This window comes from Streptomyces sp. NPDC085524 (assembly GCF_044541755.1).
GTDB lineage: Bacteria > Actinomycetota > Actinomycetes > Streptomycetales > Streptomycetaceae > Streptomyces.
Window position 1 is genome coordinate 22,955 of the sequence record NZ_JBITTH010000022.1, and the last position, 26,340, is coordinate 49,294.

Annotated in this window: 21 protein-coding genes; 14 read left to right on the forward strand and 7 right to left on the reverse strand. The window is 73.5% G+C overall.

The features are described 5' to 3' along the window. Positions 1-422 precede the first annotated feature (422 nt). Positions 423-1,472, reverse strand: a complete 1,050-nt coding sequence (locus tag ACIGFK_RS29260; protein ID WP_400054224.1) for a helix-turn-helix transcriptional regulator — start codon at positions 1,470-1,472, stop codon at positions 423-425. A gap of 39 nt (positions 1,473-1,511) precedes the next feature. On the opposite strand from ACIGFK_RS29260, the gene ACIGFK_RS29265 reads away from it, so the two are divergent. Continuing rightward, positions 1,512-1,964 carry a hypothetical protein gene (locus ACIGFK_RS29265; RefSeq protein WP_376660506.1) on the forward strand — a complete coding sequence of 151 codons (453 nt, stop codon included), beginning with the start codon at positions 1,512-1,514 and terminating at the stop codon, positions 1,962-1,964. A 124-nt stretch (positions 1,965-2,088) separates the two neighbouring features. Here ACIGFK_RS29265 and ACIGFK_RS29270 read toward each other — a convergent pair whose 3' ends face one another. Next, positions 2,089-3,774: a CocE/NonD family hydrolase gene (locus ACIGFK_RS29270; RefSeq protein ID WP_400054226.1), complete on the reverse strand. Its 1,686-nt coding sequence runs from the start codon at positions 3,772-3,774 to the stop codon at positions 2,089-2,091. 316 nt (positions 3,775-4,090) lie between these two features. On the opposite strand from ACIGFK_RS29270, the gene ACIGFK_RS29275 reads away from it, so the two are divergent. From ACIGFK_RS29275 to ACIGFK_RS29305, 7 genes are all read left to right on the forward strand, one after another. Next, complete coding sequence (locus tag ACIGFK_RS29275; protein ID WP_400054228.1) at positions 4,091-4,900, forward strand: TIGR03084 family metal-binding protein; 810 nt, start codon at positions 4,091-4,093, stop codon at positions 4,898-4,900. A 146-nt stretch (positions 4,901-5,046) separates the two neighbouring features. Next, complete coding sequence (locus tag ACIGFK_RS29280; protein ID WP_400054312.1) at positions 5,047-6,813, forward strand: acyclic terpene utilization AtuA family protein; 1,767 nt, start codon at positions 5,047-5,049, stop codon at positions 6,811-6,813. Further along, the gene (locus ACIGFK_RS29285) at positions 6,810-8,408 is read left to right on the forward strand and encodes an acyl-CoA carboxylase subunit beta (protein WP_386471201.1); all 1,599 of its coding nucleotides are present in this window, start codon (positions 6,810-6,812) and stop codon (positions 8,406-8,408) included. The genes ACIGFK_RS29280 and ACIGFK_RS29285 overlap by 4 nt, the downstream gene beginning before the upstream one ends. 8 nt (positions 8,409-8,416) lie before the next feature. After that, a complete protein-coding gene (locus tag ACIGFK_RS29290; RefSeq protein WP_400054229.1) occupies positions 8,417-10,339 on the forward strand; it encodes an acetyl/propionyl/methylcrotonyl-CoA carboxylase subunit alpha in 1,923 nt (640 codons plus the stop codon). After that, a complete protein-coding gene (locus ACIGFK_RS29295) occupies positions 10,336-11,496 on the forward strand; it encodes an acyl-CoA dehydrogenase family protein (RefSeq protein ID WP_376660501.1) in 1,161 nt (386 codons plus the stop codon). The genes ACIGFK_RS29290 and ACIGFK_RS29295 overlap by 4 nt, the downstream gene beginning before the upstream one ends. Before the next feature lie 403 nt (positions 11,497-11,899). Then, positions 11,900-12,643, forward strand: coding sequence for an enoyl-CoA hydratase family protein (locus tag ACIGFK_RS29300; protein ID WP_376660500.1), 744 nt, complete (start codon positions 11,900-11,902; stop codon positions 12,641-12,643). Beyond that, on the forward strand, positions 12,640-13,236 hold the full coding sequence (locus ACIGFK_RS29305) for a TetR/AcrR family transcriptional regulator (RefSeq protein WP_386471211.1): 597 nt from the start codon (positions 12,640-12,642) through the stop codon (positions 13,234-13,236). The genes ACIGFK_RS29300 and ACIGFK_RS29305 overlap by 4 nt, the downstream gene beginning before the upstream one ends. Before the next feature lie 62 nt (positions 13,237-13,298). Here the strand turns inward: ACIGFK_RS29305 and ACIGFK_RS29310 are convergent, their stop codons facing one another. Further along, positions 13,299-14,405 carry a citrate synthase 2 gene (locus ACIGFK_RS29310; protein ID WP_376660498.1) on the reverse strand — a complete coding sequence of 369 codons (1,107 nt, stop codon included), beginning with the start codon at positions 14,403-14,405 and terminating at the stop codon, positions 13,299-13,301. Between the two features lie 237 nt (positions 14,406-14,642). Between ACIGFK_RS29310 and pdxH the strand changes: the two genes are divergently transcribed. The 3 genes from pdxH (at position 14,643) to ACIGFK_RS29325 (ending at position 17,876) form a co-directional block, all read left to right on the forward strand. Beyond that, positions 14,643-15,266, forward strand: a complete 624-nt coding sequence (gene pdxH / locus ACIGFK_RS29315) for a pyridoxamine 5'-phosphate oxidase (RefSeq protein ID WP_376660508.1) — start codon at positions 14,643-14,645, stop codon at positions 15,264-15,266. Positions 15,267-15,840: 574 nt separating this feature from the next. Next, a complete protein-coding gene (locus ACIGFK_RS29320) occupies positions 15,841-16,461 on the forward strand; it encodes a hypothetical protein (RefSeq protein ID WP_376660497.1) in 621 nt (206 codons plus the stop codon). A 104-nt stretch (positions 16,462-16,565) separates the two neighbouring features. After that, on the forward strand, positions 16,566-17,876 hold the full coding sequence (locus ACIGFK_RS29325; protein WP_376660496.1) for a PAS domain-containing protein: 1,311 nt from the start codon (positions 16,566-16,568) through the stop codon (positions 17,874-17,876). 270 nt (positions 17,877-18,146) lie between these two features. Here the strand turns inward: ACIGFK_RS29325 and ACIGFK_RS29330 are convergent, their stop codons facing one another. Next, positions 18,147-18,902, reverse strand: a complete 756-nt coding sequence (locus tag ACIGFK_RS29330) for an SIS domain-containing protein (protein WP_376662473.1) — start codon at positions 18,900-18,902, stop codon at positions 18,147-18,149. A 221-nt stretch (positions 18,903-19,123) separates the two neighbouring features. Here ACIGFK_RS29330 and ACIGFK_RS29335 point away from each other — a divergent pair, with 221 nt between their 5' ends. Together ACIGFK_RS29335 and ACIGFK_RS29340 are read left to right on the forward strand one after the other, a co-directional pair. Further along, complete coding sequence (locus ACIGFK_RS29335) at positions 19,124-19,816, forward strand: metal-dependent transcriptional regulator (RefSeq protein WP_376662474.1); 693 nt, start codon at positions 19,124-19,126, stop codon at positions 19,814-19,816. Between the two features lie 387 nt (positions 19,817-20,203). Continuing rightward, positions 20,204-21,079 (forward strand): alpha/beta fold hydrolase, encoded by an 876-nt coding sequence (locus ACIGFK_RS29340; RefSeq protein WP_376661161.1) that lies wholly within the window; start codon positions 20,204-20,206, stop codon positions 21,077-21,079. 72 nt (positions 21,080-21,151) lie between these two features. Here the strand turns inward: ACIGFK_RS29340 and ACIGFK_RS29345 are convergent, their stop codons facing one another. The 3 genes from ACIGFK_RS29345 to ACIGFK_RS29355 all read right to left on the reverse strand — a co-directional run bounded on the left by ACIGFK_RS29345 (position 21,152) and on the right by ACIGFK_RS29355 (position 24,553). Then, positions 21,152-22,804: a transporter gene (locus ACIGFK_RS29345; protein WP_386471220.1), complete on the reverse strand. Its 1,653-nt coding sequence runs from the start codon at positions 22,802-22,804 to the stop codon at positions 21,152-21,154. Next, the gene (locus ACIGFK_RS29350; protein WP_400054233.1) at positions 22,801-23,715 is read right to left on the reverse strand and encodes an ABC transporter ATP-binding protein; all 915 of its coding nucleotides are present in this window, start codon (positions 23,713-23,715) and stop codon (positions 22,801-22,803) included. Before ACIGFK_RS29350 ends, ACIGFK_RS29345 begins: the two co-directional genes overlap by 4 nt. A 151-nt stretch (positions 23,716-23,866) precedes the next feature. After that, positions 23,867-24,553, reverse strand: a complete 687-nt coding sequence (locus tag ACIGFK_RS29355) for a bifunctional DNA primase/polymerase (RefSeq protein WP_376661158.1) — start codon at positions 24,551-24,553, stop codon at positions 23,867-23,869. Between the two features lie 214 nt (positions 24,554-24,767). Between ACIGFK_RS29355 and ACIGFK_RS29360 the strand changes: the two genes are divergently transcribed. Beyond that, positions 24,768-26,156, forward strand: coding sequence for a transcriptional regulator (locus ACIGFK_RS29360; protein WP_376661157.1), 1,389 nt, complete (start codon positions 24,768-24,770; stop codon positions 26,154-26,156). Positions 26,157-26,340: the final 184 nt, after the last annotated feature.

Consider the following 26,340-nt stretch of genomic DNA (forward strand, 5'->3'; position numbering starts at 1 on the left):
TGGGGGTTTCCCGGCAGTCCTTGTCTTTCCGTGGCGGGACGGTCTGTCAAGGGCGGCCGAAGGCCGTCGCGAAGCGACGCGACGACGAAGGAGGAGCGCCCTTGACAGGCCGGCCCGACACGGAAGGACCATGGGACTGACGGGAAATCCCCAAGACTTCTCTGATTCCGGGCGGCGCAACTCCCGCCAACCGCCCCACCCCGCCCGTCCGGGAAAGGGGTTCGCGGTCACGCCCCGGAGCGGGGCCCGAAAGGGCGAAGGCCCCTCCCGTCAAGGCGCCCGCCACACTCCACCCGCACCCAGGGGGTCGGTGGGCAAACACCGCCCCGGAGCAGGGCCCGAGGGGGTGAAGGCCCCGCCCCCCGCCCCCTCAGGCCCGACCCCGCCGCACAGGACCGTCCCGGCCCCGCGGACGCAACCGCTCACCCGTAGCGGGCCGTCATGGCCGCGAGGGTGGCCTTGATGCGGGCCCGCAGGCGCTGCGGGGACAGGACTTCGGCCTCCGCCGCCAGGGCCAGGAACTGGGCCTCCGCCTGGGACTCCGACTCGATCGGGAGCACCGCCCGCGTCCACCCCTCCAGCTCGGGGTCCGGCTCGCCCGTGGCTGCCAGGGCGCGGGCCTGGGGGCCCGTCAGCAGGCTTGCCGCGCGCGCGGAGAGGCGTACGACCGCCTCCTCCGGGTGGAGCCGCTCGTGGAAGTCGGCCTGGGCGCGGCGCCAGTGTTCGGCCAGGTCGAAGCCCTCCGGCAGCTCCGCCACCTCCTCGGTCTCCGCGACCCGGAGGATCTGGTCGACGCGGTAAGTGCGGGGACGCGAGTGCTCGACCGCCCCTGCCTGCTTCGCCCCCTCGGCCCTCTCCGCCCCCTCGGCCCCCTCCGCCCCCTCGGCCCCCTCCGCCCCCTCGACCGCCCCCGCCACCAGGTACCAGCGCCCCGCCTTGAGGACCAGCCCGTACGGGGCCAGGCGGCGGTCGACCTCGCGGGGTTCCTTCCAGCGCCGGTAGCGGACCTCGACGACCCGGCCCCGCCACACCGCGTCGGCCACCTGCGCCAGGTACGGGGTCTCCTCGTGCTCCGCGTACCAGCCCGGCGCGTCCAGGTGGAAGCGCAGCCGCATCCGGTCGGCCTGGGCGCGCAGTTCGGGCGGCAGGGCCGCGCGGAGTTTGAGCTGGGCCGCCGACAGGGCGCGGCCGAGGCCGAGTTCGGCCGCCGGGCCCGGCATGCCGGTCAGGAACAGGGCCTCCGCCTCGCCCGAGCTGAGGCCGGTGAGCCGGGTGCGGTAGCCGGCGAGCAGCTGGTAGCCCCCGCTGTGCCCGGCGTCGCCGTAGAGCGGTACGCCCGCGGCGGCCAGCGACTCGGCGTCGCGGTAGACGGTGCGGACGGACACCTCCAGCTCCTGGGCGAGCTCGGCGGCGGTCATCCGGCCGCGGGTCTGGAGGAGGAGCAGGATCGACAGCAGGCGGCTGGACTTCACTGACACATGATGTCAGTGAAGTCCTCCTACGGTCCTCGCATGAACGAATTCGACTTCCTGGTCGGCAGCTGGGACGTGACCAACCGCTGGCGCACCGACTTCCTCGATCCGGAGAGCGGGTGGGAGGAGTTCCCGGGCGTCTCCCGCGTCTCGCGGCACTTCGACGGCGGCTCCAGCTTCGACGAGATCGACTTCCCGACGAAGGGCTTCGGCGGTCTCACGCTGCGGCTGTTCGACCGGGAGCGCGAGGAGTGGTCGCTGTACTGGTCGAGCCGGCGGACGGGGACGCTGTTCCCGCCCGTGGTGGGGCGGTTCACCGACGGTCACGGCATCTTCGAGGGCGAGGACGCGTACGGCGGGAAGCCGGTGCGGGTGCGGTTCGTGTGGAGCGGCACGCGGTCCGGGTCCCCGCGCTGGGAGCAGTTCTTCTCGGTCGACGGCGGCGAGAGCTGGCTCCTCAACTGGACGATGGATTTCACGGGTCGGCCGTGAAACCGGAGAGGGCCCGCAGGCGTCCCTGAATCAGTACGCCCGCCCGGCCGGTTACGGGGGTCCGGCCGGACGGGCGTACGCAGTTGCCGCCGAGGACCCTCGCCCCGGGTCCTCGCCGACCGCTCTAGCCGAGCGGCAGGTCCAGGTACGACGGGGTCGCCTCGGGCGAGGTGAAGGCGAGGGTCGCGCGCGGCAGGTTGGCGTCGCCGTAGAAGGGGTCGCGGGCGTCGATCACCAGCAGCAGCCGGTGGTCGCGCGGCACGTCGTACGCCGTGGCCTGGAGGTCGATGTCCGCGCTGACCAGGCTGTCGGGCGCCGAGCCGAGGTCGGTGTACGGGGCGTGGGTGACGATGTGGGCCGTGCCGTCGGGGGCCGTGTCGAGCAGGTACGCGACGAAGGTGGACCCCGGGTTCGGGGCCCGGTACGTCACGCGCAGGCGCGGGGTGCCGCGCAGCCGGGTGGTCTCGCGGACGGGTTCGGAGGCCCAGACGGCCGCGACGGAACGGTCGATGGCCCCGGTCGGGTAGACCTTCGGGCGCCCGGCGATCTCCGCGTACCCGGACTCGACGACCTTGTCGGCGACGGTGGCGGGGGTGTCGACCCCGCACAGCACGGTCGCCGTCCAGCCGGCCTCGGGCTCCTCCGCGAGTTCCCCGCTGCCCGCCAGGTGCAGCCGGTGGACCCGCTCGGTGAGGGAGTGCCAGGTGGGGCGCGGTTCGAGGGTCTTGTTCCACATGACCTCGCTGATCACCTGGCCCTCGTCGGCGACGCCGTTGTCGATGTCCCTGAGGTGGTGGTCGAACCAGCGGTGGGCGTCCGTCCAGATCCGGTTGGGCAGGCCGAGCATGCCCGTCATCTCGGGCCCCGAGTGGTCTCCGATGGACAGGACGAGACGCTTGGGGCCGCTGAGTTCGTTGAACATCTTCAGCGTCTGGTTGGCCGGGAACAGCGTCTCGTGCCAGGCGTGCGCGAAGAAGACGGGCACCTGGCGGCGGTTGAGCTCCTTGATGTGGGTGAACGGCGAGCGCTGCTCCGCCCAGCGCAGGGTGCCCTCGATGTCCCGGTGGGCGAGGACGTTGTCGAAGACGCTCTGCGTCTGCGGGCTCAGCCGCGCCTTCGAGGCCGCGCCGAGCAGGGCCCGTACGGCCGCGACGTGGCGGGTGGAGTTCTCGTAGAACGCCTCCCCGAGATCGCCCCAGGTGCTGAGCGCGACCACGGCGCTCACGCGGGTGTCGTGGGCGGCGACGAGCTGGCTGATGCCGGAGCCGTACGAGTCCCCGAGGAAGCCGATCTTCGCGACGGGGCCGGTGGTGCGCTCGATCAGGTGGTCCAGGGCGCGGCTGCCGTCGGCGACGTCGAGGGGGCCCGCCACCTCGACCCGGCCCTCGGAGGCGGCGAAGCCGCGGGTGGTGTAGGCGAGGACGTTGTAGCCGCGGGCCGCGAAGAGGGTGGCCTGGACGGCGTAGAGGATCCAGCCGTGGCTCGTCCACGGCGACGGCATCACGATCAGCGGGCGCGGCAGGCTGCCGGTGTGCCGCCAGAGCCCGGCGTCGAGGAGGTCGCCGTCGGCGCCGGTCACCTTGGTGCGGGTGAAGACGGCGACGGAGCGCGCTTCGGCGACCTCGGCGGCGCGGGCGGGGGGAAGGCCGGTGACGTCGCCGCTCTCCAGGGCGGCGACGAAGGAGGCGAGGGCGGCGGCGTCGAGTTCGGGATAGAGGGAGCCGGGGGTGTCGGGGGTGCTGGAGGTGCCGGGTGCGTCGGGTGATCCGTGTGCGTCGGGCAGGCCGGGGGAATGGGCGGGTGGGGTCACGGCAGTACGTCCTTCTTCGTCGGGGTGTTCGGCGAGTGAGATGAACGTGGTGCGTGGATCGCCCGGGCCCGGGGCGGAACGTCCAGTATCGACGGGACATCCGTGACGTTTCGCGAGTTTCCGGATTGCGGCCGGAAGCCTCCCCCCGGTTGTGTGCTGCTAGCCGCTTCGTGGCCGGTGGGCAACGCGCCTTCGTTCGGCGGGGTTTGGGGCAGCTGGCGGGAAGGTGTCGGCACGTCCGAAAAACATGCAAGCATGCTTGATTGTTTTGATGAAGGCTGCCAGTCTTCCCCTCACGCCGAGAGGGGAGCACATCGTGCCCGAGCCGTCCGCCGACGCGGTTGCCGCCGTTTACGCCGATCTGCGCGAGGAGGGTCGTGAACTCGACGCTCTGGTAGGGGAGTTGAGTCCGGCCGAGTGGGCCCGGCCCACCCCCGCGCCCGGCTGGAGCATCGGCCACCAGATCGCCCACCTGCACTGGACCGACCGGGCCGCACTGCTCTCCCTCACCGACGCCGCGGCCTTCGGGCTCATGGTCGAGGAGGCGGTGAAGGCCCCCGACTCCTTCGTCGACGAGGGCGCGGAAGAGGGCGCGAAGCTGCCGCCCGGCGAGTTGCTGGCCCGCTGGCGCAGCACCCGTACCGCTCTCGACGAGGCGCTCGCCGCCGCATCGCCCGACACCCGCTTCCCCTGGTACGGGCCGCCGATGAAGGCCGCCTCGATGGCGAGCGCGCGGCTGATGGAGACCTGGGCGCACGGTCAGGACGTGGCGGACGCGCTCGGGGCGCGCCGCACCCCGACCGCGCGGCTGCGGCACGTGGCGCGGATCGGGGTACGGGCCCGCGACTACGCCCATGCCGTACGCGGACTGCCTGCGCCCGCCGAGGAGTTCCGGGTCGAACTGGAGGCCCCCGACGGCTCCGGGGTGTGGTCGTACGGGCCTGCGGACGCCGCGCAGCGGATCACGGGGCCGGCGCTCGACTTCTGCCTGCTCGTGACCCAGCGGGCCCACCGCGCCGACCTCGCGCTGACCGCCACCGGCTCCGACGCGGACCGCTGGCTGGACATCGCCCAGGCCTTCGCGGGGCCGGCGGGCGCCGGGCGCGAGCCGGGGGCCTCGCGATGACGGGCGGGGCAGAGCTCGGGCGGTCCGACCGAGGGCGGCCGGAGCGGTGGCGGCCGGAGCGGTGGCGGGCGGACCGGGGCCGGAGGCCGCTGCGGATCGGCAATGCCTCCGGCTTCTACGGGGACCGCTTCGAGGCCCTGCGCGAGATGCTGACCGGCGGCCCGCTCGACGTGCTGACCGGGGACTACCTGGCCGAGCTGACCATGCTGATCCTCGGCCGCGACCGGCTGAAGAACCCGGACCACGGCTACGCCAAGACCTTCCTGCGCCAGCTGGAGGAGGGGCTCGGCCTCGCGCACGAGCGGGGCGTACGGATCGTCGCGAACGCGGGCGGGCTCAACCCGGCCGGACTGGCCGAGGCGGTAAGGGCCCTGGCGGCCAAGGTGGGGGTGCCGGTGTCCGTGGCCCACGTCGAGGGCGACGACCTGATGCCTTACGCGGGGAGTGCGGAGGGGGCGCTCACCGCCAACGCGTACCTCGGCGGCGCCGGGATCACGGCCTGCCTGCGGGCCGGCGCGGACGTGGTCGTCACCGGCCGGGTCACGGACGCGGCGCTGGTCAGCGGCCCGGCGGCCTGGTGGTTCGGCTGGGCCCCGGACGACTACGACCGGCTGGCGGGGGCGGTGGTCGCGGGCCACGTCCTGGAGTGCGGAACCCAGGCCACCGGCGGCAACTACTCCTTCTTCACCGCGCACGACGTCCGCCGGCCCGGGTTCCCGCTGGCGGAGATCGCCGAGGACGGCTCCTCGGTCATCACCAAGCATCCGGGCACGGGCGGGGTTGTTTCGGCCGGCACCGTCACCGCGCAACTCCTGTACGAGACCCAGGGCGTGCGGTACCTGGGCCCGGACGTCACGGCCCGCCTGGACACGGTCCGGCTGAGCGGGGACGGCGACGACCGCGTGCGGATCTCGGGGGTGCGGGGGGAGGCGCCGCCGGCCTCGCTCAAGGTGGGCGTGACCCGGATCGGCGGCTGGCGCAACGAGGTGGTCTTCGTGCTGACCGGCCTCGACATCGAGGCCAAGGCGGCGCTGGTGCGGGCGCAGCTGTCCGAGGCGCTGGAGGGGGTGGCCGAAGCGGCCTGGACCCTGTCCCGCACGGACCACGAGGACGCGGCGACGGAGGAGACGGCGAGCGCGCTGCTGCGGCTGGTGGTGCGGGATCCTTCGGCGGAGCGGGTGGGGCGGGGGCTGACGTCGGCCGCCGTCGAGCTGGCGCTGGGCAGCTACCCGGGGTTCCACGTCACGGCTCCGCCGGGGGCTGCGCAGCCGTACGGGGTGTTCGCCTCTTCGCTGGTGCCGGTGGATTCGGTGCCGCACGTGGCGGTGCTGGCGGACGGCACCCGCCTGCCGGTGTCCGCTGCGCGGGGCCATTCCCCCACCCCGCCCCTTCCCGGAACCGGGGCTTGCGACCCCGGGCGCCGCTCCGGGGGCTCCGCCCCGGACCCGGGGGGGGCTCCGCCCCCGGACCCCCGCGCCTCGAACGCCGGCGAGGCTGAAGGTGGCCCCGGCAGGGCTGAATCTGCCGTGCGGGCAGACCGGCCGCGCCTGGCGACCGCCCGCGCACCCCTGGGGGCGGTGGCCGGGGCCCGGAGCGGGGACAAGGGGGGTGACGCCAACGTCGGGGTGTGGGTGGAGAGCGACGCCGCCTGGGAGTGGCTCGAGCGGACCCTGACCGTTGAGACGCTCCGCGGGCTGCTCCCCGAGGCCGCCGGCCTCCCCGTCACCCGGCACGTTCTGCCGAACCTCCGCGCACTGAACTTCACCATCGAGCGGATCCTCGGCGACGGCGTCGCCTCCGGGTACCGCTTCGACCCCCAGGCCAAGGCCCTCGGCGAATGGCTACGGGCCCGGCACCTCGACATCCCGACCCATCTCCTGCAGACACCCGCCCCGGAGGGGACCGGCTCATGACCCGCCTCGGTACCACCGTCGACCCGCACGCCCCCGAGCACGCACAGGCCCGTAACGCCGCCCTCGAACGGCTGGCCGCGCTCGACGCCGAGCACGCCAAGGCGCTCGCCGGCGGCGGGGAGAAGTACACCGCCCGCCACAAGGACCGCGGCAAGCTCCTGGCCCGCGAGCGCATCGAGCTGCTCCTCGACCCGGACACGCCGTTCCTGGAGCTGTCCCCGCTCGCCGCGTGGGGCAGCGACTACCCGGTGGGCGCGTCCATGGTGACCGGCATCGGCACCGTCGAGGGCGTCGAATGCCTCGTCACCGCCAACGACCCGACCGTCCGCGGCGGGGCCAGCAACCCCTGGACGCTGAAGAAGGCCCTGCGGGCCAACGAGATCGCCCTGCAGAACCGGCTGCCCGTCATCAGCCTCGTCGAGTCCGGCGGCGCCGATCTCCCCTCCCAGAAGGAGATCTTCATTCCCGGGGGTGCGATCTTCCGCGATCTGACCCGGCTCTCGGCCGCCGGTATCCCCACCGTCGCCGTGGTGTTCGGCAATTCCACCGCCGGAGGCGCGTACATCCCCGGGATGTCCGACCACACCGTCATGATCAAGGACCGCTCGAAGGTGTTCCTCGGGGGGCCGCCGCTGGTGAAGATGGCCACCGGCGAGGAGAGCGACGACGAGTCCCTCGGCGGCGCCGACATGCACGCCCGCACCTCCGGCCTCGCCGACTACTACGCCCTCGACGAGCAGGACGCGATCCGCCAGGCCCGCCGGGTCGTGGCCCGCCTCAACCACCGCAAGCCGCAGGCCGATCCGCCGCGGGCCGAGGAGCCGAAGTACGACCCGGAGGAGCTCCTCGGGATCGTCCCGGCCGACCTGAAGACCCCCTTCGACCCGCGCGAGGTCATCGCCCGGATCGTGGACGCCTCGGACTTCGACGAGTTCAAGCCGCTGTACGGGCCGAGCCTGGTCACCGGCTGGGCCACCCTCCACGGCTATCCGGTGGGCATCCTCGCCAACGCGCAGGGGGTGCTGTTCAGCGCCGAATCCCAGAAGGCCGCCCAGTTCATCCAGCTGGCCAACCAGCGCGACATCCCCCTCCTCTTCCTCCACAACACCACCGGCTACATGGTCGGCAAGGAGTACGAGCAGGGCGGCATCATCAAGCACGGCTCGATGATGATCAACGCGGTCTCCAACTCCCGCGTGCCGCACCTGTCCGTCCTCATCGGGGCCTCCTACGGCGCCGGGCACTACGGCATGTGCGGGCGGGCCTACGAGCCCCGGTTCCTCTTCGCCTGGCCGAGCGCCAAGTCCGCCGTCATGGGCCCGCAGCAGCTCGCCGGGGTGCTCTCCATCGTGTCCCGGCAGTCCGCCGCCGCGAAGGGACTGCCCTACGACGAGGAGGCCGACGCCGGGATGCGCGCCTTCGTGGAGGCGCAGATCGAGTCCGAGTCCCTCCCGATGTTCCTGTCCGGGCGGTTGTACGACGACGGGGTCATCGACCCGCGCGACACCCGCACCGTCCTCGGCCTGTGCCTGTCCGCCGTACACAACGCCCCCGTCGAGGGCGCCCGCGGCGGCTTCGGCGTCTTCCGGATGTGAGCCCGCAGATGACCACCACCACCGCCATCACCTCCCTCCTGGTCGCCAACCGGGGCGAGATCGCCGTACGGATCTTCCGCACGGCCCGCGCCCTCGGCCTGGACACCGTCGCCGTGCACTCCGACCCGGACGCCGACGCCCTGCACGTGCGCAGCGCGGACTCCGCCGTACGCCTGCCGGGCGCCGCTCCGGCCGAGACGTACCTGCGCGGCGACCTGATCATCAAGGCCGCCCTCGCCGCCGGCGCCGACGCCGTCCACCCCGGCTACGGCTTCCTCTCCGAGAACGCCGGCTTCGCCCGCGAGGTCCAGGCCGCCGGCCTGGTCTGGATCGGCCCGCCCCCCGAGGCCATCGAGGCCATGGCCTCCAAGACGCGGGCCAAGGAACTGATGCGCGCCGCCGGGGTCCCGCTCCTCGACCCCGTCGACCCGGCCGCCGCCACCCACACCGACCTGCCGCTCCTGCTCAAGGCCGCCGCGGGCGGCGGCGGACGCGGGATGCGCGTGGTCCGCGACCTCGACCAGCTCAAGGCCGAGCTGGACGCGGCATCCGCCGAGGCCCGCTCCGCCTTCGGGGACGGCGAGGTCTTCGCCGAGCCGTACGTCGAGCGCGGCCGCCACGTCGAGGTGCAGATCCTCGCCGACGCCCACGGCACCGTCTGGCCGCTCGGCACCCGCGACTGCTCCCTCCAGCGGCGCCACCAGAAGGTCATCGAGGAAGCCCCGGCGCCCGGGCTGCCCGAAGCCCTGCGCGAGAGCCTCCACCAGGCCGCCGTCGCCGCCGCCCGCGCCGTCTCCTACCGGGGCGCCGGCACGGTCGAGTTCCTGGTCACCGCCGACGGCCGCCCGTACTTCCTGGAGATGAACACCCGCCTCCAGGTGGAACACCCCGTCACCGAAGCCGTGTACGGGCTCGACCTCGTGGCCCTGCAATTGCGCGTCGCCGAAGGGGCGGCGCTGCCGCTGACACCGCCGGCGCCCGGCGGCCACGCCGTCGAGGCCCGCCTCTACGCCGAGGACCCCGCCCGGGACTGGCGCCCGCAGACCGGTGTCCTGCACACCCTCGCCGTGCCCGGCGAGGTCCGCGTGGACACCGGATTCGCCGACGGGGACACGGTCGGCATCCACTACGACCCCATGCTCGCCAAGGTCGTCGCCCACGCCCCCACCCGCGCCGAGGCCGTCCGCATCCTCGCCCACGCCCTGTCCCGGGCCCGGATCCACGGGCTCACCACCAACCGGGAGCTCCTCGTACGCTCCCTGCGCCACCCGGAGTTCGCCGCCGGACGGCTCGACACCGGGTTCTACGACCGCCACCTCACCGCCCTCACCGAGGAAGCCCCCGACGCCACCCTGGCCGCCCTCGCCGCCGCCCTCGCCGAGGCGGCCCCCGCCCCGGGAGCCTCGCTCGCCGCGCGCCTGGGCGGCTGGCGCAACGTCCGCTCGCAGCCGGGGACCCGCCGCTACACCTCGGCCGGCACCGAGTACGAGGTCGGCTACCGGCCGGTGAACCACCCCGGAGTACGGGTCCTGTCCGCCACCCCGGAGCTCGTCACGCTCGAAGTCGACGGAATCCGCCGCCTGTTCCACGTGAAACAAAATTCGAACAAGACGGAGGTCTACGTCGACTCCGCCCTCACCGGCGCCCACACCCTCACCCCCGTCCCCCGGTTCGCCGATCCCCAGGACCGCACCGAACCGGGCTCCCTGCTCGCCCCCATGCCCGGCACCGTCGTCCGCGTCGCCGAGGGCCTCGCCCCCGGCCAGGCCGTCACCACCGGGCAGCCCCTGCTCTGGCTGGAGGCCATGAAGATGGAGCACCGCATCCTCGCCCCCGCCTCCGGCACGCTCACCGCGCTCCACGCCGCCACCGGCCAACAGGTCGAGTTCGGCGCCCTGCTCGCCGTAGTCCAGGAGGAACCGCAAGCATGAGCCACACCATCGAATCCGAGGAGCACAAGGCCCTGCGCACGGCGGTCGCCGCGCTCGGGCAGAAGTACGGCCGCGAGTACCTCGCCCGCGTCGCCCGGGAAGGCGGCCACCCCGACGAGCTGTGGGCCGACGCCGCAAAGCTCGGCTACCTGGGCGTGAACCTCCCCGAGGAGTACGGCGGCGGAGGCGGCGGCATCGCCGAGCTCTCCATCGTCCTCGAGGAACTCGGGGCCGCCGGCAGTCCGCTGCTCATGATGGTCGTCTCGCCGGCCATCTGCGGCACGGTCATCTCCCGCTTCGGCACCGAGGAGCAGAAGCAGGCCTGGCTCCCCGGCCTCGCCGACGGCACCCGCACCATGGCCTTCGGCATCACCGAACCGGACGCCGGCTCCAACTCCCACCGCATCACCACCACGGCCCGGCGCGACGGCGACGACTGGATCCTGAGCGGGCGCAAGGTCTTCATCTCCGGCGTGGACATCGCCGACGCCACCCTCATCGTCGGCCGCACCGAGGACGCCCGCACCGGACGGCTCAAGCCCTGCCTGTTCATCGTGCCGCGCGAGGCCCCGGGCTTCACCCGGTCCGTGATCGACATGGAACTCCAGGCGGCGGAGAAGCAGTTCGAGCTGGTGCTGGACGAGGTGCGGCTGCCGTCCTCCGCGCTGGTCGGCGACGAGGACGCGGGCCTGCTGCAGCTCTTCGCCGGGCTCAACCCCGAGCGCATCATGACCGCCGCCTTCGCGATCGGCATGGGGCGGTACGCGCTGGCCAAGGGCGTGGACTACGCGAAGACCCGCCAGGTGTGGAAGGAACCCATCGGCGCCCACCAGGCCGTGTCCCACCCCCTCGCGGCGGCCCACATCGAGCTGGAACTGGCCCGCCTGATGATGCAGAAGGCGGCCGCGCTGTACGACGCGGGGGACGACATGGGCGCGGGCGAGGCCGCGAACATGGCGAAGTACGCGGCGGGGGAGGCGTGCGTGCGGGCGGTGGACCAGGCCGTGCACACCCTCGGCGGGAACGGGCTCACCCGTGAGTACGGGCTGGCCTCGCTGATCACGGCGGCGCGGGTGGCGCGGATCGCGCCGGTCAGCCGGGAGATGATCCTGAACTTCGTGTCCCACCAGACGCTGGGGCTGCCGAAGTCTTACTAGCGGGTGGGCGGGGGCGGGCGCGGTTGCCGCTCCGCGGAGCCCCTCCCCCGGACCCGCGCCTCAAAGATCGGGGCTCCGCCCCGGACCCAGGTCCTCAAACGCCGGACCGGCTGGATTTGCCCTGGCCGGCCCGGATGCCTGGGACGGGGTGGGGTGTCGTCCGGGACGCAGAACGTGATGTGTGGCGCACTCGCTGCTCGTACAGTCTGATCCGGCCGGGGCGCCATGAATCATGGGTCCCGGACGACACCCCACCCCGGCACCGGCCCCGCCGGACCACGCCAAGCCCCTGCCCGACCCGCCCGACCCGACGAGCCCCGCCAGACCCGACGAACCCCGCCGAACCCCCGGCAGGGAACCGACGAGCCCCCGGCAGGGAACCGCCGACCCCTCCGGAGGAGACATGACACCCGTCCACGCCGCGCGAGCGACCGGCGTCGCCACCATCACCCTCGACTCCCCGGCCAACCGCAACGCGCTCTCCGCCGACCTCGTCGCCGCCCTCCGCGCCGCGCTCGCCGACGCCGGGGCGGACCCGGCGGTGCGGGCCGTCGTGCTGACGCACACCGGCACCACCTTCTGCGCCGGCGCCGACCTCAAGTCGCCCTGCGACCCCGCCGACTTCCTCGCCCTGCTCCGCGAGATCGCCGAACTCCCCAAGCCGGTCGTGGCCCGCGTCACCGGCCACGTCCGCGCCGGCGGGCTCGGGCTGCTCGGCGTCTGCGACATCGCCGCCGCCGGACCGCAGTCCTCGTACGCCTTCACCGAGACCCACCTCGGCCTCGCCCCCGCCGTGATCTCCATCCCGCTGCTGCCGCGCCTCGACCCCCGCGCCGCCTCCCGCTACTTCCTCACCGCAGAGGCCTTCGACGCCGCCGAGGCGACCAGGATCGGGCTGCTCACCCTGCACGCGGACCCCGAGGGGGACGTCGATGCCGTGCTCGCACCCGTCCTCGACGGCCTGCGCAAGGCCTCCCCGCAGGGCCTCGCCGCCACCAAGTCGCTGACCGCCGCCGCCGTGCGCGAGGCCGTCGCCCGCGACGGCGCCCGGCTGACCGAGCTGTCCGCAGGACTCTTCGCCTCCGACGAGGCCCGCGAAGGCATCACCGCCCGCTTCGAACGCCGGAACCCGACGTGGGCCCTGTGAGCGTGATCCAGGGCCCCAAGCAGGCGCGCAGCCGCGTCACCCGCCGCCACCTCCTGGAGGCGGCCGTCTCCTGCCTCGCGGAACACGGCTGGGCCGGCTCCACCGTCTCCGTCGTCGCCGAGCGCGCCGGGGTCTCGCGGGGCGCCGCCCAGCACCACTTCCCGACCCGCGAGGACCTGTTCACCGCCGCGGTCGAGTACGTCGCCGAGGAACGCTCCACCGCCCTGCGCGAGCTCTTCCGGGCGGGCCCGGTCGCCCGCCCGGCGGCCGTCGAAGCCATCGTGGACCTGTACACCGGCACCCTCTTCCGGGCCGCCCTCCAGCTGTGGGTCGCCGCCTCCAACGAGGAGCAGCTGCGCCCCCGGGTCACCGAGCTGGAGGCCCGCGTCGGCCGCGAGACCCACCGCATCGCGGTCGGGCTCCTCGGCGCCGACGAGTCCGTCCCCGGCGTACGGGAGACCGTGCAGGGCCTCCTCGACATGGCCCGCGGCCTCGGCCTGGCCAACGTCCTCACCGACGACACGGCCCGCCGGGCCCGGGTCGTGACCCAGTGGTCCCGCATCATCGACGCCGCCCTGACGGAAACGGGATGAGAAACGCGAGGGCGCCGCACCCCGTTGCGGGGGGTGCGGCGCCCTGACGGCGAAGGGGCGGGTCAGGCCGTCTCGGCCATGTCCGCGTACCCCGAGATCTCCCGCGGGTCGCGGCGGCTCGGGCCGGTGTAGCGGGCCGACGGGCGGACCAGGCGGCCCGTGCGCTTCTGCTCGAGGATGTGCGCCGACCAGCCGGCGGTACGGGCGCACGTGAACATCGACGTGAACATGTGCGCCGGGACCTCCGCGAAGTCCAGCATGATCGCGGCCCAGAACTCCACGTTCGTGGCGAGCACCCGGTCGGGGCGGCGCGCGTGCAGCTCCTCCAGCGCGGCCTTCTCCAGCGCCGCGGCGATCTCGTAGCGCGGGGCGTCCAGCTCCTTGGCCGTACGGCGCAGCACGCGGGCGCGCGGGTCCTCGGCGCGGTAGACGCGGTGCCCGAAGCCCATCAGGCGCTCGCCCTTGTCCAGGGCCTTCTTCACGTACGCCACGGCGTCGCCGGTGCGCTCGATCTCCTCGATCATGCCGAGGACGCGGGACGGCGCACCGCCGTGCAGCGGACCGGACATCGCGCCGACCGCACCCGACAGCGCGGCCGCGACGTCGGCGCCGGTCGAGGCGATCACCCGCGCGGTGAACGTGGAGGCGTTCATGCCGTGCTCGGCGGCGGAGGTCCAGTACGCGTCGACGGCCTTGACGTGCTTCGGGTCGGGCTCGCCCCGCCAGCGGATCATGAACCGCTCGACCACGGACTCGGCCTTGTCGATCTCCTTCTGCGGCACCATCGGCAGGCCCTGGCCGCGCGCGGACTGGGCGACGTACGACAGGGCCATGACGGCGGCGCGCGCGAGGTCGTCGCGGGCGGTCTGCTCGTCGATGTCCAGCAGCGGTTTCAGACCCCACACGGGGGCGAGCATGGCGAGCGCGGACTGCACGTCGACACGGATGTCACCGGAGTGGACCGGGATGGGGAAGGGCTCGGCGGCGGGCAGGCCCGGGTTGAACGCACCGTCGACCAGCAGGCCCCAGACGTTCCCGAAGGAGACGTGGCCCACGAGGTCTTCGATGTCGACACCGCGGTAGCGGAGCGCACCGCCTTCCTTATCCGGTTCGGCGATCTCCGTTTCGAACGCGATGACTCCCTCGAGACCGGGTACGAAGTCGGACATCAGGCGGCTCCTCAGATAGTGCGAACACGCGCGGCTCCCGGCGTGATTCGCGGTCCGGCGCGGTCATCCCCGTTGATGCCCGGCACGGCCGATGGTCACCCGTGTGGGACCGTCGGACCGGCCCCAAGATTTTGTCCGCTCGCGATGCAGTGCGGAAGCGTGACATACGGCACACCGGTGACGGTCCCACTGCGGCAGGATGGCCGGGTGACCGACCAGGACCTTGATCCCGCCACCATGCGCAAGCAGTACCGCTCGGAGATCGTCGAGGAGGAGAGCCTCGCCGAGGACCCGATGCGGCAGTTCGCCCGGTGGTTCCAGCAGGCCGCCGACGCCCACGTCTTCGAACCGAACGCGATGGTCGTCTCGACGGCGACGGCCGACGGCCGCCCCAGCTCCCGCACGGTGCTGCTGAAGCAGTTCGACGACCGGGGCTTCGTCTTCTTCACCAACTACGCGTCGCGCAAGGGCCGGGAGATCGCCGAGAACCCGCACGTGGCGCTGCTCTTCCCCTGGCACCCCATCGCCCGCCAGGTCGTCGTCACCGGCACCGCGGCCCGTATCGGGCGGGACGAGACGGCGGCGTACTTCCGCTCCCGCCCGCACGGCTCGCAGCTGGGCGCCTGGGCGAGCGAGCAGTCCAGCGTGATCGGCTCCCGCGCGGAACTGGACCGCCGCTACGAGGAGCTCGCCGCCCGCTACCCGGAGGGCGAGCAGGTCCCGGTGCCGACGGAATGGGGCGGTTTCCGGGTGGTCCCGGAAGAGGTGGAGTTCTGGCAGGGCCACGAGAACCGGCTGCACGACCGGCTGCGGTACGTGCTGGAAGCGGACAAGTGGCGCATCGAACGGCTCTGCCCGTAGCCGTGCGGCGCTGACCGGGGCCGTGCCGCGCGGCCGTACGGCCCGGCGGCCGCCTGGATGCCGTCCACTCCGACGGGGCTCCGGCAGGCGCTCCGGCCACCGGCCGGGCCTGGACCGGGCCCCTCCGGCAGGCCCGTGCAGGCCACCGGCCCGGCCTCGGCGACCACGGCCTGCCCGGGCTCTTCGGCGGGCCGCGCCGGCCACCGGCCGGGGCCCTGGCCGACGGGCCCGGTCTCGTCGCCCCCGAGCGGGAGCGGAAAACGCAGACGACCCGCGGGCTCGGGTCTCTCCCCTGCAGTGGGAGAAGCCGGCCGGACGTACCGGCGAGCCCGCGGGTCGGGTGACTGCTGTGGATTGGCGCTCGGCGATCCCGCCGGGCACCGCACTGGGTGCGTGCGACGACGGGCGCTTAGCCCGCAGCCACCTCACGCGTCCGGTTTCCGTACATTTCGGGAACCACCTCCCTTCTCGTGTACGTCAGAGCCTAGGCAGGCGTCCCCGCGGCCACAACCGTTTATTTCCCGCAGCGTGGGGAGGGCGGCGCCGTCACGGAGCGCTGGTCGGAGGGGGAGAGATGCAAGAAGGTGCATTGCCGCGCGAGTACCGACACGGGCGGAGCGGTTCGGCCCTGGTCTGGGTCGCCCTGGGCGGGGGCGCCGTGACGCTGCTCGTCCCGCTCTGGACCTCGTCCTTCCCGGGCCAGGTGAAGGTGCTGGGCACCGGCCTGGTGCTGGTCCTCGGCGGCTGGGCCCTGGCGGCCAGGCGGCGGCAGTTCACGCGCGTCGACCTCAAAGGCATATCCCGGGCCAACGGGCTGCGCTCGCGCCGGCTCGCCTGGAACGACCTCCATGACATCCGCACCATGGCCGTCCCGCAAGGCGGTCCCGGACCCACGACTGTCACGTACGCCTACCGCACCGACGGCAGTCGGCTGCTGCTGCCGTGTGTGGACGATGTCGAGCTGCCGGCCGTCGAGCAGGAGGTACTCGTCCTCCGGTCGCTCCTCGTAGAGCTGCGCGGGACCGACTGGACGCCGGATCCGCGGGCGGGTCGGCGGATCGCCGGACAGGAGGCACGGTGGGAAGCGATCAGCCGGTGGTCGTCGGGGTGGCGGTTGTTCTTGGTGAGCGGCGGCATCACCGTCGTCATCCTGGCGGGGATCGTCGGCGGTGCGCTCCTCTTCGGCAGTCCCTGACCGGGTTTCCCGCACCCAATCCGCGGAAAGCCGTGTGTGCTGCGTCACGTTCGCGTTCAATGATCTGACGTGCCGCACACGCGAACACCTGCAGGGGGTGCCAGGTGAGTGCTTCCGGACGTAACGAGACCGCCGACGATCTGCTCGCAGCGCTGCTGGACGGGATGGACGCCGCCCTGTGCGCGTTCGACTCCGACGGCGTGATCACCCACTGGAACCGCGAAGCCGAGCGGATCCTGGGCTGGTCGGCGGCCGAGGCCGTGGGGCGCAAGGGGTTCGAGGGGTGGGCGGTACGGCCCGCCGACGCCCAGGACGTGCACGACAGACTCATGTCCGCCCAGGACGCGCCCGGCCGGCAGGTGCACGAGTTCGCCCTGCTGACCAAGGACGGCGGACGGGTCCTCGTACGGACCCAGTCCGCCGGGGTGCCGGGCGCGGACGGGAAACCCGCCGGGGTGTACTGCGCCTTCAGCGAGGTGCACGCGCAGATCGACCTGGAACGGTCCATCGCGCTCAGCGAGGCCCTGATGGAGGACGCGTCCTGGGGCGTCGTCCTCGTGGACGTCGACCTGCGGCCCGCCGTGGTCAACGCGCACGCCGCCCGCGCCTTCGGTACCGGCCGGACCGTGCTGCTCGGCAGGCCCCTCGGGGAGCTGCTGGCGCAGGGCGTGGAGGAGCTGGAGGGCGCCCTCCAGCACGTGCTCGCCGAGGGGGCGCCGCCCGCGCCCGTGGAGCTGTGGGTCGCGGTGCGCACGCCCGAGGGGGTGCGGCGCCGGTGCTGGCGGTGCGGGTTCCTGCGGCTCGCCTCGCCGCTCGCCGAGGAGCCGGTGCCGCTGGGGGTCGGCTGGCTGTTCCAGGACGTCACCGAGGCCCGGCAGGCGCAGCTCGACACCGCGCAGCTGCGTTTCCGATCCCACCAGCTGCACCGTGCGGGGCGGGCCGCCGCCGAGTGCGAGGACCCGGCGGAGGCGGCCGCCGTACGCCTGGACTTCGCCCTCGCGGGCTTCGCCGAGCACGCGCTGCTGGACGTGCTGGACGCCTCGGCCGGTCTGGAGCGGCGCAGGCTCGTACGGTCGGCGGCGGCGCCGCCCGAGCTGCCGGGGCCCGGATCGATCCCCGTGCGGTACGTGGCCGGTCACCCGGCGTTGCAGGCGCTGGACCGGATCGGGTCGGTGCGGGCCGGCTCCCCCCGCGGGGAGGCGGACCCGGAGTGGGCGAGGGCCCGCCAGTGGCCGGAGGGTGCGGCGCACGGGCTGTGCACGGTGCTGCGCAGCCGGGGGCGGACCCTGGGGGTGCTGACCTTCCTGCGGGGGCCTTCGCGGCCGGCGTTCGAGCGCGCGGACGCGTCGTACGCGGAGGAGGTGGCGGCCCGGGTCGCGGCGGACCTGGACCTGGCGGGGCGTGACCGGGGTTAGGGGGTGTCCGGCGGATCATGGCCGGGCCCTGATCCGCCGGACACCCCCTAGTGGGGCCCTCGCGGCGGCCTCGGCGCGACCTGGTTGCGGGCTCGCGGCGGCCTCAGACTTGTTTCGTGATGACGCACAGTCGATCTTGAGGTGGTGCAGGACGGCGACGGCGCGGGCGGGCAACCCCAGATGAGCCGCGCCCTGCGCGCGACCACGCTGGAGCGCCCGGCACCCGAACGGCGTGCAGTCCGCAGCTCACCCCCTGGTGAATTACGGGTCTCAGTGGCGGAAGAAGATCCGGTCGCCGTACTCCTGCATGACGCGGCCGTTCCACTCGTGGCCGCCGTCCACGTTGCCCGAGCGCAGCAGCGGCGGCTCCATGCCGCGGGCGACGAGTTCGCCGGCCGCCGCGGCCATGACCGCCTGCATGATCGCGCTGGTGACGACCGTGGAGGCGGGGGCGAAGGGGGCGTCGATGCCGTCGAGGCTCAGCTCGGCGTCGCCGACGGCGATCTTGCTGTCCAGGACGACGTCGCAGTGGTCCTTCAGGAAGGTGCCGGAGACGTGCCGCGACTTGGTCCCCGTCGCGTACGCCACCGAGGTCACGCCGATGACCTTGAGGCCGAGGGCGCGCGCGTTCATGGCCATCTCGACCGGCAGGGCGTTGCGCCCGGAGAGGGAGATGATCACGAGGACGTCGCCCTCGGAGGCGGGGCTGCTGTCCAGGACGGCGCCGGCCAGGCCGTCGACCCGTTCCAGGGCGCTGCCGAGGGTGGCGGGCATGACGTCGACGCCCGCGGTGCCCGGGACGGCGAGGAAGTTCATCAGGGCCAGGCCGCCGGCCCGGTAGACCACGTCCTGGGCGGGCAGCGAGGAGTGCCCGGCGCCGAAGGCGAAGAGCCGGTTCCCGGCGGCGACGGCGTCGGCGACGAGCGTGCCGGCCTCGGCGATGCGCGGTCCCTCCTCGTCCCGCACCCGCTCCAGCAGGCCGATGGCGGCGTCGAAGAACTGACCGGCCAGCTTGCTCTCGCTCATACGCCGATGGCCCTTCCGAGAGGTGGGTGGAGGTGGGTGCATCCGTGTTCGCCGCTCACCGTGCGGTCTGGACCAAGGGCGTGTCAATACGAACGTCAATCCGGGGCCCGGTATGTCGGGGACATGTCCGGGACGGGTCTTGACGCTCGATACGGGACGGTTGTCGGCCCGATGCGTCAGAATTGGGGGCAGGGCCAGCGCACGCAATCCGAGGGGCACGAATGTCCGGACTGATCGACACCACGGAGATGTATCTCCGCACCATCCTTGAGCTGGAAGAGGAAGGTGTGGTCCCCATGCGCGCCCGGATCGCCGAGCGGCTCGACCAGAGCGGACCGACGGTGAGCCAGACGGTGGCGCGGATGGAGCGCGACGGCCTGGTGGCCGTGGCCAGCGACCGGCACCTGGAGCTGACCGACGAGGGCCGGCGGCTGGCGACGCGCGTGATGCGCAAGCACCGGCTCGCCGAGTGCCTGCTGGTCGACGTGATCGGGCTGGAGTGGGAGCAGGTGCACGCCGAGGCCTGCCGCTGGGAGCACGTGATGAGCGAGGCGGTGGAGCGGCGGGTGCTGGAGCTGCTGCGCCACCCGACCGAGTCGCCGTACGGGAACCCGATCCCCGGGCTGGAGGAGCTGGGGGAGAAGGCCGAGGCGGACCCCTTCCTGGAGGACGGCATGGTGAGCCTGTCGGAGCTCGACCCGGGTACCGAGGGCAAGACCGTGGTCGTGCGCCGGATCGGCGAGCCGATCCAGACGGACGCCCAGCTGATGTACACGCTGCGGCGCGCGGGCGTGCAGCCCGGCTCGGTGGTCAGCGTGACGGCGTCCCCGGGCGGGGTGCTGGTCGGCAGTGGTGGCGAGGCCGCCGAGCTGGAGGCGGAGGTCGCCTCGCACGTGTTCGTGGCGAAGCGCTGACGCCCGTGCCGGGCGCTGCGTGCCGGGCGATGTGCACCGGCACTGCGCGCCGGGCCGGCGTCCACCGTGGCTGACGCCGATGTGGTGATGCCGAAGCGCTGACGCCGGCGGCTGGTGCATGGTGTGGTGTGCTGTGTGTGGACGGTCCCGGCGCCTCGCGGCGCCGGGACCGATCCTCCCCTGGTGACCTGGAGCCCCGAGCTCTCAAGGTCTTCCCCTTCGGACCGTCTTCCCCGAGCGGCCCGCCTCCCTGTTGAAAGGATCTCCATCGGCAGCGGCGGCCAATCCTTGAGCAAGGTCACTCGAAAGAGCGGTGTTGTCGGCGAGAAGTCCGTTTTCGAATGCGGGTTCGATAGTCTGGCCGGGAGCGAAGGGGGTGCATCTGCGGTGGTACAGCGCATCGATGTGACAGGGGCCGATGGCGTGCGCCTGGCCGCCTGGGAGTTCCGCGAACCGGCCGCCGAGGCTGACCCCCGGCCGGGCGTGCTGTTACTGCACGGCCTGATGGGCCGCGCCTTCCACTGGGCCTCCACCGCCCGCTGGCTCGGCGAACGCCGCCGCGTCGTGGCGCTGGACCAGCGGGGGCACGGCCAGAGCGAGCGCCCGCGCAGCGGCCCCGCGCCGCACACCTCCCTGGGGCGCGAGGCCTTCGTGGCCGACGCCGAGGCCGCCGTCGAGCAGCTCGGACTCGCGCCCGTCACCCTGATCGGCCACTCCATGGGCGCCCTCACCGCCTGGCAGCTCGCCGCCCGCCGCCCGGACCTGGTCGAAGCCCTGGTCATCTGCGACATGCGCGCCTCGGCCCTCGGCGAAGCCTCGCAGCGGGAGTGGGAGGACTGGTTCACCCGCTGGCCCCTGCCCTTCCCCACGCAGGATGCGGCCCGCCGCTGGTTCGGCGAGGACGACCCCCGAGTGGAACGCCCCGACCCCGGCCGCGGCGCCTTCTTCGCCGAGGTGATGCACGAGGCCCCGGACGGCTGGCGCCCCCTGTTCTCCCGCAGCCAGATGCTGACGGCCCGTGAGACGTGGGTCCACGACGCGCACTGGGAGGAGCTGGCCCAGGTCCGCTGCCCGACCCTGGTGGTCCGCGGCCTCGACGGCGAGCTCGGCCGCGCGGAGGCCCAGGAAATGGTCCGTGTCCTCCCGGCCGGCCAGTACGCCGAGATCCCCGACGCGGGCCACTACCTCCACTACGACCAGCCGGCCGCCTGGCGCGCTGCCCTGGAGCCCTTCCTGGAGGGAATCAGGGCCGACGCCTCCTGACGGAGCGCGAAGGGCCGGTCTCCGTTCCCCGGGGGGAGCGGAGACCGGCCCTGAGCGTCGTCGGGCGGCGGGTCAGCCCTTGCTGACCGCCTGGAGGATCTCCGGAAGCTTCCGGGCCACCGTCGGGGCCGAGATGCGCAGGCCCGCCCAGGTGGCCAGGGTGCCCCAGGCGACGCCCACCGGGAGCAGGAGCCAGCCGAGGGACTGCTGGTCCGTGACGGCGGCCCAGACCGTCAGGGCGATCACCGGGGAGCTGATCAGCGCCGAGGCGAGCAGTCCGCCGAAGATGCCGCTCCAGGCGAGTCCCGCCTGGCCCGGGGCGACGTTCTTGAAGGCGCCGTCCGACGGGATCGAGTACGGGAAGCGCGCCGAGGCCAGGGCGCCCGTGCAGAGCATCGAGCCCAGCAGGCCCAGGGACAGGCCGAGCGCGGCCGGGAAGCCGGCCCAGTTGCCGACCAGGGCGGCCGTGACCGCCGCGACCACGATCGTGTAGGGGACGGTGACCAGGGCCATCGCGCCGGCGCGGGCGCGCAGCTCCACGTACGCGTCGCGCGGGGTGGAGATGGTCTGGGCGACCATCCAGAACGCGGAGGTGTCCTGCCCGAACTGGTTGTACATCTGCACGCCCAGCATGCCCGCGCCGAAGCAGGAGAGGTAGACGGAGCCGGTGCCCTGGAGGGCGTTGAAGACCGGGACGATCACGCCGATCGCCAGTGCCGTCACCCAGGCCGACTTCGTCTTGGGGTCGCGTACGACGTAGCGCAGCGTGCGCTGCATCGCCGCACCCGTGCGCCCGCCCGGGAGGAGGGACCAGAACCCGCGGCCGGTGCCGCGGTCCTTCTCGGGCTTGGCGGCCGCGATGGTCGAGCCGTCCGGGGTGACCATCAGCTTGGTCAGGCTGCGCTCCCAGAACCACAGCAGCCCGGCGAGCGCCGCCAGGGTCAGGGCGAGCTGGGCCGCGGCGATGCCGTACGAGCCCTCGCTCGCGGAGTCCACCATGCCGACGGCCGTCGCGGGAGGCAGCCACCGCACGACCGCCTCCGCCGGCTCCAGCTGGACGAGCCCGCCCGACTGGAACAGGCGCTGGCTGGCGAAGTTGACCAGCTGCCCGCCCAGCGCGATGAGCAGACCGCTGAGCAGGGCCAGGTCGCGCCCCTTGCGGCTGGTCAGCAGCCGCACGTTCGCCGTGGCCACCGCGCGGGCCAGGGCCACGCAGCCGAGGATCAGGAGGGGGACGGCGAGGACGGCGGCGGCGAATCCCGCGCCGCCCCGTGCGACCGCCGCGACCGAGCCGATGGCCAGGCACAGCGTGAACAGGGGGCCGATACCGATCAGGGAGGAGGCGAGGAGGGCCCGTACGAGCGGCCGCGGGCGCAGCGGCAGCATGACCAACCGGCTCGGGTCGAGGGTCTCGTCGCCGGTCGGGAAGAACAGCGGCATGAAGGCCCAGCCGAGCGCGATGATCGCGGAGAGCAGGACCACGACCGTGCCCGCGTGGGCGTTGCCGCGCAGCAGGGCCAGGCCGAGGGTGACGAAGAAGCCGACCACGAGGGTGAAGGCCAGGGTGCCGAACCAGGCGGCCTTGCGCTTCGAGTTGCCCTTCAGGCCGTTGCGCAGCAGGGACAGCTTGATCCGGATGAAGATCGGCGTCAGCGGTACCGGTGCGCTGGGAGAGCCGGGAGTCCCGGGAGAGGCGGATGTGGCGGATGCGGTGGCGGCGGTCATCGCGAGGCCGTCCCCGAGCCGGAGGCCGATCCGGAGCCCGCCCCCGAGCCGGAGCCGGGAGCCAGGCCGGAGCCGACGGCCGGGCCCGCGCCGCCGCCGAGCCAGTCCAGCGCATCCCCGGCCGCGTCGCGCCCGTGCGCGCCGACCAGTTCGAGGAACGCGGCCTGCAGGGAGGGCGCGGAGCCCCGTACGTCGGCCAGCGTGCCCGAGGCGCGGATCCGGCCGGCGGCCATCACGGCCACCCAGTCGCACAGCGACTCGACGAGCTCCATCACGTGGGAGGAGAAGACGACGGTGGCGCCGGACGAGGTGTAACGTTCCAGCACCCCGCGGATGGTCTGCGCGGACACCGGGTCCACGCCCTCGAACGGCTCGTCCAGGAACAGCACTTCGGGGTTGTGCAGCAGCGCGGCCGCCAGGCCGATCTTCTTGCGCATGCCCGTCGAGTAGTCCACGACCAGCTTGTGCTGCGAGCCCGCGAGGTCGAGGACCTCCAGCAGCTGCGTCGCCCGCTTGTCGGTCTCCTCGCCCGGCAGCCCCCGCAGCCGGCCCATGTAGCCGAGCAGTTCCCACCCCGACAGCCGCTCGAAGAGGCGCAGCCCCTCCGGCAGGACGCCGATCCGCGACTTCACCTCGGCCGGGTCCGCCCACACGTCGTGGCCGGCGACGAAGACCCGCCCCATGTCCGGGCGCAGCAGGCCCGTCACCATCGACAGCGTCGTCGTCTTGCCCGCGCCGTTGGGGCCGACGAGGCCGATGAACTTGCCTGCGGGCAGCTCCAGGTCGATGCCGGAGACGGCCACCTGGTCCCCGAAGCGCTTCCACAGACCTTCCACCCGCACGGCGGACGGCGCGGATCGCGCACCGTCCGTCCCGTACGTCCCGCCCGTCGCATCTGCCTGGTCCGGCATGTGCGCCTGCCTCTCTCCGCGTCCCCGTTTGGTCGTACTGGTCGTACTGGTCGTTCGTTCCTCACCATAGGAGGAGGGGGAGGGGGCTGAGCAGTTACTTATGTCATGAGTTCCCCGGGCGGAATCGCAGGTGCTGCGCCGCCGGGAGACGTCACCCCTGGCGGCGCCTGCGCTCCGCGGCCGCCTCGCTGCCGCAGGCGTACGCCAGCGCGTCGATCAGCTCCTCGGTGTCCGGCAGCCACCGGTTCGCCGGCGTGGGCCGCCGCGCCCACTGCACCGAGCCCCGGCCGCCGAAGCGGGTGGGCGGCGCGGCCACGTACTCGCCCTCGCCCCGTGCGACCAGGTCCAGCCCGGACGGCGACCAGCCCGACTTGCGCACCAGGTCGGCGACCTTCGCCCCGGCCCCCGGCAGCACGAAGAACAGCATCCGGTGGTCGGGCGTCAGGGTGACCGGCCCGATCGTGCGCTGCATCCGCTCCAGCCGTGCCAGCGCCAGGAACCCGGCCGAGTCCGGCACGTCCAGCGCGTCGAAGGTGCGGCCGGTCGGCATCAGGATCGAGGCCTCCGGCTGCCGCGCCCAGATCCGCCGGACCTGCACCGCGCTTCCGGTGGCGTGCGACGCCCAGTCCTTCACCGCGGGGTGCGCGCCGGGCGCCTCGCAGTCCGCCGCCCCGCAGGAGCACAGCTCCCGGCCGTCCGCGGGCTCCAGCCAGGTGCCGGCGAAGACGTCCCAGTGCCGTTCTTCCGCGTACCGCACGGCATGGTCCAGCAGCAGTTCGCCCCGCTGCTTGGGGATGGGCGCGGTCTCCGTGACTCCGATGGTCTCTTCCACGCCCATCACAACTCCCCGGGTCACCCGGGGTTACGGGCGTAAACCGGCCTGCGGGCGGAGCATCGATCCTGCATGCGGGGCGCATCGGTGCACGCGTGGGGGCGCGTAGGAGCCCGGGGCGCCGGAGTTGGGTAGCGACACGACGCAGAGCGGAAGATTCTCCGCACATCAGGCGGGAAGTGATCATTCCAACGATCACCCGCGGCCTCAGGGGGTTTTCATGGCAGCCAGGCCTCTCGTCGCCCGCCAGCCGAACGAACGGCTGCAGGCGCTCATCCAGGAAGCCGGGTGCTCGAACGCCGGGCTCGCCCGGCGCGTCAACATGTGCGGGGCCGAACACGGTCTCGACCTCCGCTACGACAAGACCTCCGTGGCCCGCTGGCTGCGCGGCCAGCAGCCGCGCGGCCGGGCCCCCGGGATCATCGCCGAGGCCCTCGGGCGCAAACTCGGCCGCACCGTCACCATCGACGAGATCGGCATGGCCAACGGCAAGAACCTCGCCTCGGGCGTCGGCCTGCAGTTCTCCCCGACCGTCATCGGAGCGATCGAGCAGGTCTGCGAGCTGTGGCGCAGCGACGTCGGCCGCCGCGACTTCCTCGCCGGCTCCAGCGTGGCCGCCTCCGCACTGGTCGAGCCCAGCCGCGACTGGCTGATCACCGGCGCCGATTCGCAGGTGGCCCGCAGCGGCGGCTCGCGCGTCGGGATGTCCGACGTCGAGGCCGTACGGGCGACCACCGAGGCCCTCAAGGACCTCGACCACCGCTTCGGCAGCGGGCACGTGCGGCCGGTGGTGGTGCACTACCTGAACTCGGTGGTGTCCGGGCTGATCGGCGGCTCCTACCGGGAGCCGGTGGGCCGGGCGCTGTTCGCGGCGGTGGCCCGGCTGACGGAGCTGGCCGGCTACATGGCGGTCGACACCGGCCAGCCGGGGCTCGCGCAGCGCTACTACATCCAGGCGCTGCGCCTCGCCCAGGCCGCCGGGGACCGCGCGTACGGGGGCTACGTACTGGCGGCGTCGATGAGCCACCTCGCCGCCGAACTGGGCAACCCGCGGGAGATCGCACAGCTCGCGCGGGCCGCGCAGGAGGGGACGCGCGGGCAGGTCACCCCGCGGGTGGAGGCCATGTTCTACGCCGCCGAGGCGCGCGGGCACGCGCTGCTGGGGGACTCCCGGGCGACCGCCGTGCTGTCCTCGCGGGCGGTGACCGCGCTGGAGCGGGCCGAGCCGGAGTCGGGCGACGACCCGCTGTGGATCGGCCACTTCGACCAGGCGTACCTCGCGGACGAGCTCGCGCACTGCCACCGGGACCTGGGGCACGGGGACGCGGCGGCCAAGCGCGCCGAGGAGGCGCTGCGGGGGCTCCCCGCGGGCAAGGCGCGGCGCCGGGCCATCGGGATGCTGCTGCTGGCGGCGGCGCGGGTGCAGCAGCGCGAGGTGGAGCAGGCCTGCCAGACGGCCGCGCAGGCGGCGGAGCTGCTGGCGGGGCTCCGCTCGAACCGCGGCGCGGAGTACCTGGAGGACTTCCGGATGCGGGTGGACCCCTACCGGGACGAGGCGGCGGTACGGGAGTTCACGGCGCGGCTGGACTCCGCGGCGCGGGTTGCCTAGGGGTGCCAGGCGGGCCGGGCCCGGCCATGATCCGCCGGGCACCCCCTAGGGGCAGACGGGAGTTTGACGACAGGCCCGAGGCGCCGCCCGGGCGCCACGGCACGCGCGGCAGGTGCCCACAGGATGTATGGACCACGCATATCCGGGCGGCCATGACTCCTGTGGGCCGGCCCGTTGGAAATTA